Source organism: Streptomyces sp. NPDC003027, from assembly GCF_053591435.1.
In genome coordinates this window covers 29,226-40,370 of the sequence record NZ_JBSFTU010000038.1, presented here as the reverse complement: position 1 = coordinate 40,370, position 11,145 = coordinate 29,226, and the positions used below count along the sequence as shown (strand labels likewise).

11 protein-coding genes are annotated in these 11,145 nt (G+C 64.9%); all 11 read left to right on the top strand.

The window, feature by feature from the left end:
* Positions 1 to 194 precede the first annotated feature (194 nt).
* The 11 genes from ACWDX6_RS24175 (at position 195) to ACWDX6_RS24125 (ending at position 11,065) form a co-directional block, all read left to right on the top strand.
* Positions 195 to 2,387 carry a hypothetical protein gene (locus ACWDX6_RS24175; protein WP_451486981.1) on the top strand — a complete coding sequence of 731 codons (2,193 nt, stop codon included), beginning with the start codon at positions 195 to 197 and terminating at the stop codon, positions 2,385 to 2,387.
* Positions 2,387 to 3,496, top strand: a complete 1,110-nt coding sequence (locus ACWDX6_RS24170) for a DUF5047 domain-containing protein (RefSeq protein WP_451486980.1) — start codon at positions 2,387 to 2,389, stop codon at positions 3,494 to 3,496. The genes ACWDX6_RS24175 and ACWDX6_RS24170 overlap by 1 nt, the downstream gene beginning before the upstream one ends.
* Positions 3,493 to 3,753, top strand: coding sequence for a hypothetical protein (locus tag ACWDX6_RS24165; RefSeq protein WP_451486979.1), 261 nt, complete (start codon positions 3,493 to 3,495; stop codon positions 3,751 to 3,753). The genes ACWDX6_RS24170 and ACWDX6_RS24165 overlap by 4 nt, the downstream gene beginning before the upstream one ends.
* 38 nt (positions 3,754 to 3,791) lie before the next feature.
* Positions 3,792 to 4,442, top strand: a complete 651-nt coding sequence (locus tag ACWDX6_RS24160) for a hypothetical protein (protein ID WP_451486978.1) — start codon at positions 3,792 to 3,794, stop codon at positions 4,440 to 4,442.
* Between the two features lie 68 nt (positions 4,443 to 4,510).
* Complete coding sequence (locus tag ACWDX6_RS24155; protein WP_451486977.1) at positions 4,511 to 5,443, top strand: peptidoglycan-binding domain-containing protein; 933 nt, start codon at positions 4,511 to 4,513, stop codon at positions 5,441 to 5,443.
* Between the two features lie 4 nt (positions 5,444 to 5,447).
* The gene (locus ACWDX6_RS24150; protein ID WP_451486976.1) at positions 5,448 to 5,750 is read left to right on the top strand and encodes a hypothetical protein; all 303 of its coding nucleotides are present in this window, start codon (positions 5,448 to 5,450) and stop codon (positions 5,748 to 5,750) included.
* A 6-nt stretch (positions 5,751 to 5,756) separates the two neighbouring features.
* The gene (locus ACWDX6_RS24145; protein ID WP_451486975.1) at positions 5,757 to 7,796 is read left to right on the top strand and encodes an SGNH/GDSL hydrolase family protein; all 2,040 of its coding nucleotides are present in this window, start codon (positions 5,757 to 5,759) and stop codon (positions 7,794 to 7,796) included.
* 74 nt (positions 7,797 to 7,870) lie between these two features.
* Positions 7,871 to 8,479 (top strand): deoxynucleotide monophosphate kinase family protein, encoded by a 609-nt coding sequence (locus ACWDX6_RS24140; protein WP_451486974.1) that lies wholly within the window; start codon positions 7,871 to 7,873, stop codon positions 8,477 to 8,479.
* An 8-nt stretch (positions 8,480 to 8,487) separates the two neighbouring features.
* Positions 8,488 to 8,727 (top strand): hypothetical protein, encoded by a 240-nt coding sequence (locus ACWDX6_RS24135; RefSeq protein ID WP_451486973.1) that lies wholly within the window; start codon positions 8,488 to 8,490, stop codon positions 8,725 to 8,727.
* A 267-nt stretch (positions 8,728 to 8,994) separates the two neighbouring features.
* A complete protein-coding gene (locus tag ACWDX6_RS24130; RefSeq protein ID WP_451486972.1) occupies positions 8,995 to 9,369 on the top strand; it encodes an HNH endonuclease in 375 nt (124 codons plus the stop codon).
* 982 nt (positions 9,370 to 10,351) lie between these two features.
* The gene (locus tag ACWDX6_RS24125; RefSeq protein WP_451486971.1) at positions 10,352 to 11,065 is read left to right on the top strand and encodes a hypothetical protein; all 714 of its coding nucleotides are present in this window, start codon (positions 10,352 to 10,354) and stop codon (positions 11,063 to 11,065) included.
* Positions 11,066 to 11,145: the final 80 nt, after the last annotated feature.

Genomic DNA, 11,145 nt, shown 5'->3' with positions numbered 1-11,145 from the left:
ACGGCCGACGAGAGCACACCGACGACGGTCGATCCAGACCCCACCCCTGAACAGGGCGGCGATCCGCCCGTGTACACCGCGCCGCCGGTGGAGCCGCTTCCTAACGGGCGGACTCTGCCACGGCGCGGCGAGCCGACCGCCTGGGGTGCGGCATGAGCGTAAGCACGAATCTGCTACCAGCGTCCGTATCCAGCATGGAGACGGACGCAAGCGGGTGGTCCGCCGGATCGAACACGACCGTTGCCCGGACGACGACCCACGCGTATGCCGGCGCTGCGTCGCTCCGAATGACAGCCACCAGCACCGGCACGGTGTCCGCGTCCATCGTCACCATGGTCTCGGTGACCAGCGGAAGTCCCTACACGCTGTACGCCTACTTTGCGAACGCTGCGACGGCTGCGGGGCGAACCGCGTCGGTAACTGTGCGCTGGTTTTCGGCGATACAGGGTGGCAACGGGATGGCGCTTGGGTCTGAAACGAGTGGTCAGGTAGCGCTTCCTTCAACGGGGTGGAAGACTCCGCCGCCGATCCTTGTCACGAAGGCACCAGGCGGCGCTGCATGGGCATCGGTCACGGTGACTGTGCACGGAGTGGCGGCGGGCACCAGTGCCGTTGTGGACCTCGTCACCTTCGGCCCACCCGCTCTCCTGGAGGGCAACCTACTCCCCTACAGCGTCCAGGGATGCGAGGGGGACGCCACGGGGTGGCAAGCCAACTGGAACGCCACGACGGACCGTACCAGTACGATTTCCTTCGAAGGCTGGTGGGCGCTTCAGCTCACCGCCACTGAGGCGGGGCTGGCACGGTGCATAACCGTCGACGCTTTCGCCGTCAGGGCAGGTACCGAATACTTCGGCTGCGCGCAGGTACTCGCCCCGGCGGGCGGTACTGAGGCCCGGATCCAGATTCGGTGGCAGGATTCCACGGGAGCGCTGCTGAGCACGAGCTCCCAGACCTGGACGTCACTCACCCCTGACTGGACTCGATGCGGAGTCGTGGCAACGGCTCCGCCCGGGGCAACACACGCTCGCGTGGTCCTGGAAGTCGTGGCGACGGCAGCGGGGCAACCGTGGGTCTTCGACGAGGTGCTCCTCCGTGTAGCGCCGACGCTGCCTGACTCGCTGATCGGCTATGCAGCCCAAAGCATCGAGGTCGGAGCGCAGGACTGGACAGCTGTAAGCGGATGCACAGTCGCGAGGTCCACCACCGTGGCCTACGAGGGCATCGCGTCTCTGCAAGTCACCGCATCTGGTGGCGCGGACGCAGTGGTCTCGATGACCCGGAGTGTGCCCGTCACTCCGCGCCAGGCGTACCAGATTGCTCCGCTTGTGTACCGCGCAGCCGGCGACGCGCCTGTCATGGTGGACATGCTGTTCACCTGGCGAGCCGCTGATGGTGCGGTCGTGTCGTCGACGTACTACCGGTGGTCCATGGCGGAGCCGGCCGGGTGGTACGCACCGCGTGGTAGCGCTGTAGCGCCCCCCGACGCAGTGTCAATGACGGTCGGGGTGCGGGTTGTCGACCCAGAGCCAGGTTCGGTTTTCTATCTGGACCACGTCCTCGTAGCTCCTGGAGGGATGGGGGCGGCAGCGGAGGTCATTCCCGGCGGATACGCCGCCCGGATCAGTCTTCAGGGCCTCACGACGGGCGGACACACCTACTGGGGACTCTGGCGCATGGGCCCGGATGGGCGGCTCACACCAGTGCGTGGCTCCAATGGCGACATGACGAAGGAGTTGATCACGGGTGACGTGGCAGTGGCGGAGGACTACGAGTCACAGCTAGGCGTCGACGTGCGCTACTACCTGAAGCTCTGGACGATGGACGACGGAGCATACGAGTCCTTCACGTCTGAGCCGGTCCGCCTGCCCGAGCTGGCAGAAACCGTTGTCGTCCTGAAGGATCCGGGCGTCCCGGCGCGCCAGACGACGGCCGTCGTAGCGTCGATGCCGGACTGGACGAGATCGGCTCGCCAGGGCGTGAACGCAGTCCGCGGCCGAGCTCGGCCTATCGTGATCAGCGACGTTCGCACCTCGCGCACTGGCACTTTGACGCTGGTCACCGAGACTCCCGAAGAGCTCAGCGAAATGTGGTGGCTCCTGGAGACAGGAGCCACGCTGCTGATCCAGTGGCCATCATCGTGGGCTGAGCGCGACGTCTACGTCCAGGTGGGCGAGGTCACCGAGGCGCACATCGTGCAGCACGCCCGTTACACCGACCGCACATGGTCAGTGCCTCTCATCGAGGTGGACCGCCCCGTCGGCGGCACTACCGGAAGCACCGACCGGACATGGGACGACGTGCGCGAGGCACACACGGACTGGCTGAGCGTCATGGCCGGCGCACGTTCCTGGCTCGACGTCTACACCGGAGTGGAGGGCGGCTGATGTATCCCGTGAGTGCGCGCTTCCTCGAAGCTCTCCGTACGTCACACCGGATCGTCGTCAGGGTCGACGCCTACTACGACGGGGCACTGACGGTTCCGGACCTCCCCATCGTGGACGGATCCGTCACCGTCGACCGCGGAAGTAAAACGCGTCGAAACCTGTCCCTCGTCGTGGCGGATCCCAAGCTACTGCCTTGGAGCCCCACGGATCCGCTGGCGGTTTACGGACAGGAACTCGTCGTGTCCCGGGGGATTCGATACACGGACGGGACAACTGAGATGGTCCCGCTGGGAACATTCCGCGTTGAAGAACCGTCCGGAGACACTCTTTACGGTCCTGTGACGGTGACAGGGAAGAGCCTAGAAGCTGCCATCATCGACGACACCTTTCAGGAGCCGACATCGACGCGGGGATACGGTGGCTGCGTCGACGCGATCACCGGTCTAATCCACGCAACGATCCCAACGGCGTCAGTCGTCAACCAAACGGCCGACGCCAGGAACCCAACATGCGCCGTCGCAGTTTGGGACGCAGGTGCGGACCGTTGGGAAGCCGTTGTACAGATAGCACGCGCCATGCAGGCAGAAATCTACGTCGATGCCCTGAACCGATTCGTAATTCGTGACCTACCGAATGTCCTGACCGACCCCGTTGCGTGGGACATCGCGGAGGGAGAGGGCGGAACGCTCATCGCCGCCTCACGAACGATGTCGCGTACAGCGGTGTTTAACGCCGTTGTGGCCAGCGGTGAAAATACGGCCTCCGGGAACGCGCCCGTAAGCGGCGTCGCGCGCGACACTGATCCGCTGAGCCCCACCCGCTGGGGCGGCCCGTTCGGGAAGGTGACTAAGTTCATTTCTTCCCCGCTGTGGACGACGAGTCCTGTATGTCAGTCGGCCGCTGAATTCGCGCTCTTTGACGCTGTGGCTCCGAACGTCACGGCGTCCGTAGAAAGCGTTCCGAATCCCGCGCTTGAAGGAAATGACGTACTCCGCGCCAGCCATTCCGGCCGACCAGAGCGCTTCCTCCTTCAGGCCGCGACGATCCCGCTGTCGGCAGACGGAAACTTCAACGTAACGCTGCGCAGCGGCAAGGAGGACGCGATATGACTGCCACAAACCGCCTGGTAGACGCCGTGCAGCGAGCCGCAGAGCGCGCCGTCACGCAGCTCGCATCCGGCTGGCTCCTAGCCTCCGTAACCGCCACGCACGCGGACGGCACAGTCGACCTGAGCACGGCCCGCGGAGCGGTGGAGCGTGTACGACGCCTTGCCTCCTATTCGGCGCCGGCAGTGAACGACGTCGTCGCAGTCGTCACGAGCCCTGACGGTAATTGGCTTGTGATCGGCGTACTGGCCTTTGCCTGACCGAAGCCAACTACTGACCCGGAAAGGGTAGGTTCCGCATGCCTGGATACGACGCCTTCGAGCAGAAGGTTCCATATCCCAAGCTCTCAGACACGCCCAACATTGAGACGGCGATTTCGGCGCTGGTCAACGAAACCGTTCCGCTCTCCAACATGGTGTTCGACAACGCCAACGCACGCGCAACAGTAGTCACTCAGCCCGTTGAGGGGATGGAGACGTTCCTCATTGCTGAGGGGCGTAAGGAAATCTTTTACGGGGGCGTCTGGAACGTCGTATCAATCGTCCCAACATGGGCAACGTACACGCCAACGTGGACCGGACTTTCCAACAACACCAATGGTGTTTCGTCGGGGCGAGTGTTCAAGCTCGGAAAGTGCTGGGAAGTAACCGCAGTGCTAACGGCAGGCGCCAGCGCAAGCCTGGGAACGGGCGCCATCAACCTGTCACTCCCTGCGCCAGCGGCAAACATCAGCGCTCAAGGCACGGGGTGGCAGGGGGTAGGCGTGTTCAAGCCCAACAACGGAACCGCTTGGGCCCCCCTCGTCGCCATCGTGGAGAAGGGCGCTTCGACGGCGCAGATTTTCGCGCTGCGCACGAACGACAACGAACTCATCAACCCCGGCATTGTGCCGCTGACGTGGGTAGCCGGCTCCGCAATGCGCGTCCAGTTCACGTACGAAGTCGCCTGACGTCGACGCACCACAGACCATTCGCCCCGCCTGTCGGGGCTTTTTCTATGCCCTGGAGGCGATCACCCATGGGTGAAATCTGGATCAAGGAAGCGGAGCGGCTGGGGGACGGCGACATCGGCGGCCCCATGGACTCGCCCTCCGCGCCAGGCCGCGCTGTCTGGCACACGACGGAGAGCGGTGCGGGGAACACATCGTTCAACGCCGTCGCAAGGTACCTGATCGACCACGCCAGCGAGCCACACATCCTCTACGACCCGACGACCGATCGGCTCGGTCAGTACGGGCCGCTGAATGAGTCCGCACGTGCCTTGCGCAACGATGGTGGGACGCGGACGAACCGAACTGGGCGCGTCTGCATACAGATCGAAGTCCTGGCAAAGGCCGGTAAGCCGTTCACGGGCTACTGGAAGCCCGGCCCGAACTTCCGGGCGCTCATGCGCGCAATCCGCTCATGGGGCATCCCAGACACCTGGCCCGCCGGCGCCCTCGCGACGTCGTACAGCTCCAACTCGCCCCGTCCCCGAAGCACCTGGGCGATGAAGGGCGGGCATTACGGACACTGCAACATTCCGGGTAACGATCACTGGGACCCGGGCAACATCGACAAGGCAGCAATCTTCCGCGCAGCGCCCAAGAACACGCCCGCACCTGCCCCGGCACCGAAGCCGTCTACGCCGGCCAAGCCAGTGACGAAGCCTGTCGTCGATCTCTCGAACTTGATCGCTGCGGCTCGTCGGGACCCCGGCCTAAAGCAGGGCGGGACGACGCACCCGGCGGACGTCCGCATCGTGGAAGCGGCGCTGAAGGCAGAGGGCCTCCTTCCGGCGGCGTATGCGGCCGACGGCTCTTACGGCACGCTCACGAAGAACGCAATGAGCGCGTGGCAGGAGCGCTGCGGGTACCGCGGACGTCAGCCAGGTCAAGCGGCTGACGGCATCCCGGGTCTCGCGTCCCTGACGAAGCTGGGCGCCAAGCGCGGCTTCTCGGTGAAGGCGTGATGGTGTGGCAGAGATCCTCGTCGCGCTTATCGGCGCCGCTGCTGTGGTCCTGGCCTCGTACATCCCTCTTATCCGTCGTCAGCGCGAGGCCGTAGAGGCGGAGGGCGTAACGACCCGGGATGCGGTCACGGCTGCCGTGACCGACGTCGTAGACGCCGTAACCGCTCGCTTCGACGCGCGCATCGACGACGTCCGCGACGACATCGACGACGTCCGCGAGTCGGTCGCGCGCGTCCGCGAGTGGCAAGCGGGCCACGACGCAGAGCACCTCTTGATCACTCGCCCCCATTCTGGAGGAGACGCGTAAATGCCTATGCCACCTGGAATCGCGACCGTCACCCTGACCGGCCGCTACATCCACCCCGACGGAACGCCGCTCCAGGGGACAGTACGCATCGCAGCGCCAACCCTGATCACGCTGTCCGGAGCCGATTCCCTTGTGAACGGCTCCGTAACGGTGACCCTGAACGCAAGCGGCTCCTTCACGGTCACGCTCGTGGCCACGGACAACACCGCAATGTCGCCGACTGGTTGGGCGTACAACGTCGTTGAGACGATGCAGGGGTTCTCCCCGCGCTCCTACGCCATCATGCTCCCGCAGGCGACACCCGTCGTAGACCTGGCGGACATTGCGCCGGCCAACCCGGACGACGGAGAGTACGTCCTCATTACCGGCCCTGCGGGTGCGGACGGGCGGACAATTCTCTCCGGAACGTCGGACCCGGCGGCCGGCACGGGGGACAACGGCGACTTCTACATCAACACGTCGACGTGGTTCATCTTCGGCCCCAAGGCTGCGGGCGCGTGGGGCTCCGGCACGGCACTGGCCGGCGGAGGAGGCGGCGCAGTCTCCTCGGTCAACACCAAGACGGGCGCCGTCGTACTGAACGCCGCAGACGTCGGTGCCGACGCTTCCGGATCGGCGGCTGCCGCACAGTCGGCTGCGCAGGCGTACACGGACGGCAAGATCACCGACGAGGTCACCCGCGCCACCGCTGCCTACGTCGCAACGACAGACCCGCGCCTGACTGACGACCGCAACCCGAGCGCACACGCCTCCGCGCACGCGACTGGTGGTGTGGACGAGGTCACTCCCGCAGCCATTGGCGCCGCCACTGCGTCGGGACTGAGCACCCTCGAAGGCCGAGTGACTACCGCTGAGACGGCGCTCGCGACCCGTCAGCGCCACGCCGTCCGCCGGGGTGACATAGCGGACCTGGCGCTCGCCGATCCGCTCTACTCCGGTAGCGCGCCGACGATCACGACGACGCAGACGACGACAAGCAGCATCACCAGCGCCGTGAAGTATGCGCCGCCGCTCGTGACGCTTGCAGGATCCGACGTCCGCGGAGACTTCCTCTTCCTCGGCGCCACAGACTTCCAGATCGGCGCCTCGTCGCCGGACACGAACTATGCACTGCCGACGTCGAAGATTCCGCACACCTACGCGTCGGGGCAGTCGGCGTGGGCCTTCGAGTTCGTGACCACGGCTGACGTCTTCGAAATGCGCTTCAAGTACATCAGCGCCGCGTCCACGTACAAGCTGACGGTGGACGGCCGACCGAACACGAACTACCCGGTGAGCGTCGGAGGGACGACGGCGGGGTCCGGGCACATGCTGAAGGTCGCCTTCAGCAGCGCTGCCACGCGACGCATCCGCATCGACCTCTTCAGCGTCCCCTTCGGCGGGATCTACATCGGTCCGAGCTACCAGCTTTGGCGCCCCGTGACCGCAGGCGGACGCTTCATGGCGCTGGGTGACTCCATCACCGACGGAAGCTCGCAGAATAGCGGCCAGGGTGTGGGTACGTGGCTCTACCGCGCAGCTCGGATGCTCGGGATCACGGACGTCTGGGATCAGGCACGAGGCGGCACCGGATACATCACGCCGGGCTCGTACGCCACCTTCGGCGACCGACTGACGGCTGACGTCGTCGCGTACAGCCCTGATGTCCTGATCATCAAGGGCGGATACAACGACGCCAGTGGTTCACAGCCATCGATCCAGGCAGCTGCCGCGTCGCTCTACTCCGCAGCAAAGACCGCGCTCCCGACGACGCAGATCGTCGTAGTCGGCCCACTTGCTCCAACGGCATCGTCAGCTGCGTCCCTCGTCAACACGGACAACACGTTGAAGACGGAAGCGCAGACGGCTGGGCTGCCATACGTCTCGTTGATCACGGGTGAGACGCGGAACGGCGCCGGGGCTGTCATCAGCACGCAGTCTCCGTTCATCACGTCCGCCAACGTCGCAACCGCCATCGGTGGCGACGGCGTCCACCCAACCGACGTCGGGCACGAGCAGCTCGCCCGGTGGATGGTGCGGGCCCTGGCGCCGCTCCTGCCGCTGTAAAAGATCAAGCAGGGTCCGCGTAACATTCTCGCTCCAGCGCCCCATAACTCACTCGTACACATCGAGGAGGACACATGGGGAACGTCGGCATCATCGGACGCGCCAGGGTCGGTAAGGACACGGCCGGCGCGTGGCTCGTGGATAACCGCGGGTACCGCAGGATCGGGTTCGCGGACCCGTTGAAGGAAGCGGCGCTGAAGCTGGACCCGATCGTGCATCCCGTCGTGCGGCAAGACGGCGCAGGTACCGACGACTACCGCCTGTCTGACGTCGTCGGGGAATACTCCCGTTGGGAGGCTGCGAAGGACGACGTTCCCGAAGTCCGCCGCATCCTCCAGGAGCTCGGCGCCGCCATCCGCGCCATCGACCCGGAGTTCTGGCTTCGTGCGGCGCTGGCAAAGGTCCAGGAGGCGAACGAGGCCGGCGTCCCGGCTGTCATCACTGACGTCCGCTATCCCAACGAGGCGGAGTCCCTGCGTCGCGCTGGCTTCCATCTCGTCTACATCGACCGCCCTGGCGTGCCGCAGCTCGACCACGAGTCGGAGGGAGCGCTGACGGCTGAGGACGCGGATTACCTGATCCACAACGACGGGGACCGCGCCCACTTCCTGAGGGAGGTGGAGCACTTCTCCGTAAAGGTGGAGCGCTTCGAGTCCCGTCGTCATCACGCCCGCATCTACTGAGAGGCCCCATGCAGAACTTCTTCCGCAACGCCTGTATCCGCATCTACGTCGCGCTTCAGGTCTTCGCCGCGCAGGAGCCGGTCAGGCTGCGCGCAGCACTACTGTCACTCGTGGCAGCTGTGGCCGTCCTCTTCCCCGCTGTGGCGGACGCAGAGATCACAGACAGCGTCATCGGTGTGGCCGTCGTCGCCCTCCCGCTTCTCGTGGGGGAGTCGACGAGGAAGCGCGTCACGCCGGTCAGCGAGTAGCACCCAAGCCCCCTGGTTCTTCGGAGCCAGGGGGCTTTTGGCGTAGGAGGAGAGATGACCATCAACGAAACTGAGATGTGCAGGGTGTGCAATGCGTACACGCCGCACCGTGAGCTATACCCCAAGTCCGGTAGACGTGCTGGGGTGTGTACACGATGTGCACAGTCGAGAAGGCGGCGTCCGCAGTGCAGACCATGCATAGTGTGCGGCAGGCCAATGCCCATCCGATCACGTCAGCATGCCCGTACGTGCTCCAGCAACTGCCGAGTGGCGCTGGCAAGGAAGACGAAGCCGGACCAGTACCAAGAACACAATCGTAGACGTCGTGCCCGTAAGGCAGCCGCCACCATCGAGCCCTTCACCCCTGCCGACCTCCGCGCCGACTGGGAGGAGCACGACCTGTGGGGTTGCTTCTTCTGCGGTGGCCCGCTGACGGACCTCCACGTCGACCACTTCTACCCGCTGAGGCCGGCCGACGAAGAGGAGGCGCCGGGACCACACGCTGTCTTCAACCTCGTCCCCGCGTGTGCCGAGTGCAACCTGAGCAAGAGCAACAGCGACCCGTGGGAGTTCCTGCGCGACGCCCTCGCAGCCCGTGGCGTCGACCTGGAAGCCTGCCTTGCGTGGTTCGACGTCGACTGACCCTGAGCCCCCTGTCTCATCCGAGGCAGGGGGCTTTTTTCGTTTGTTACTGATGAGTACGCCCCGTACCGACAGCCCCAAACACAGAACACACCCCTGACGCAAGTTAAGGGAGCCTTAGCTAAGGGCAAAGTTGTGCACCGCGTGGGCGACTACGGCACGTGCCGTGACCAGCGGTGCAGCGACTTTTGCCTGCACGGGAGGTCCGTCAAGCGACTAGCGGACCGTCGTAGATGCAGCGTCCCGGCGGTAGGGTTTCGCCATGCCGACCTCACCCGGCGGCCCACTAGTCCACGCACTGGACGCCTTGTGGGCCCGTATTCAGCACACGACCCCGGATCTGCCGGACGTGCGCATAGCAGTCACATCTTCCACGCCGGCCGCTGACCACGGTCCAGAACGGTGGACGGAGGACACCACCAAAGTTGTGTCCGGACTGATAGTCAGTACGGCCACCCTAGACGAGGGGGCTGAAGCCGTGCTGACGCATCTATTGCACGAAGCTGCGCACGTGATCAATTGGAGGAGGAACGTCAAGGACACGACGATGCACGGGGCCTACCACAACCAGCGGTACGCCAAAGCAGCCACAGACCTAGGGCTGACGTGGCCAGAGGGTGCAAAGCGCTCCGCGAGCCGCGGATACGCAGACCTTCAGCTCACAGACGAGATTCGGGCCCGGTACGCCGTCAACCTGGCCAATCTTTCCGACGTGATTCCCCTGGAGCTGCGGCACCTCGCCGTCCCAGAGGCCACTTCCAGGCCGGATCACCGGCTGTCGCTGAGGTGCAAGTGCAGGCCGCGTCCGCGAACCTTCCGGATCAGCCAACGACAGGCAGCGTGCGGACCCATTGTGTGTGGGGTCTGTAAAGCCGAGTTCACCGCCGAGTAGCGCACTTGCCGGTCAGGGTAGGCTCTACCGAGAGCAAATAACTTGCGGTAGCCTACCCTGGCCACCCCCCACGTACTGAGAGGCATCCCCATGGGACGCGACGTAGGCACGCTCCGCGACGGAAAGGTGATCTCCGTCGACCCGGGCACGCTTCCGGCGCTGGACGTGGAAGAGCTGACGCAGGAGTCTGAGGCGCAGCTCGTCGCACGCGCTACTGCGTACGCCCGAGAGTACGTACGCATCGAAGACCATCCCACGACGCTGCTGAAGAACATCGCAGCCGTGGCGGTGGCCTTGAGGATCAAGCTAGATGATCCGAAGGGACAGAGTTACGAGTACCGCGTGATCATGCGTGACATCTACGCAAACGCAGGTGTAAGGAAGGAGGTTCAGAACGCAGTCAGGTACCACATTGGGAACCTTCTGCGCCGAACCTTGACGACTCGCGAGTTGGAAAAGCTCGGCCTGCTGACCACTACGCCGCTGGAGCGCATGCAGGACAGCCGCGCTGTCGACGCTAAGATCATCAAGGCCGCAAAGCTGGCGACCAGCGCGGCGGAGGTAGTCAACCTAGGCGACGGCTCCACCGGTGAGCTAGTACCGGCAAAGGCGATCAAGGCCACAGCCGACCATCTGCGGTTGGCGTCCACATCTGCCAGCATCCTGAACGGGCTGCGCCCGGAGATCATCGACGAGCACATGACCGACGGGCAGCGCGCCAAACTGGACGAGGAGCTCGCAGCGATGCAGGAGACCCTTCGTCGTCTGCGCCGGCACACCCGTAAGCGCAGCTCAAAGGCATGATCGGCGCCGCCTGACGTCAGCCGGCCGCCTCCTCCCAGTGTGCAAACCGTCAAACTAGCCCCCTTTTTTCATAACTTCCT

Coding starts and splice junctions, on each gene's coding strand:
- ACWDX6_RS24145 (WP_451486975.1), top strand. CDS start 5,757: ATGCCACCTGGAATCGCGACCGTCACCCTGACCGGCCGCTACATCCAC.
- ACWDX6_RS24175 (WP_451486981.1), top strand. CDS start 195: ATGGAGACGGACGCAAGCGGGTGGTCCGCCGGATCGAACACGACCGTT.
- ACWDX6_RS24165 (WP_451486979.1), top strand. CDS start 3,493: ATGACTGCCACAAACCGCCTGGTAGACGCCGTGCAGCGAGCCGCAGAG.
- ACWDX6_RS24135 (WP_451486973.1), top strand. CDS start 8,488: ATGCAGAACTTCTTCCGCAACGCCTGTATCCGCATCTACGTCGCGCTT.
- ACWDX6_RS24170 (WP_451486980.1), top strand. CDS start 2,387: ATGTATCCCGTGAGTGCGCGCTTCCTCGAAGCTCTCCGTACGTCACAC.
- ACWDX6_RS24140 (WP_451486974.1), top strand. CDS start 7,871: ATGGGGAACGTCGGCATCATCGGACGCGCCAGGGTCGGTAAGGACACG.
- ACWDX6_RS24125 (WP_451486971.1), top strand. CDS start 10,352: ATGGGACGCGACGTAGGCACGCTCCGCGACGGAAAGGTGATCTCCGTC.
- ACWDX6_RS24155 (WP_451486977.1), top strand. CDS start 4,511: ATGGGTGAAATCTGGATCAAGGAAGCGGAGCGGCTGGGGGACGGCGAC.
- ACWDX6_RS24160 (WP_451486978.1), top strand. CDS start 3,792: ATGCCTGGATACGACGCCTTCGAGCAGAAGGTTCCATATCCCAAGCTC.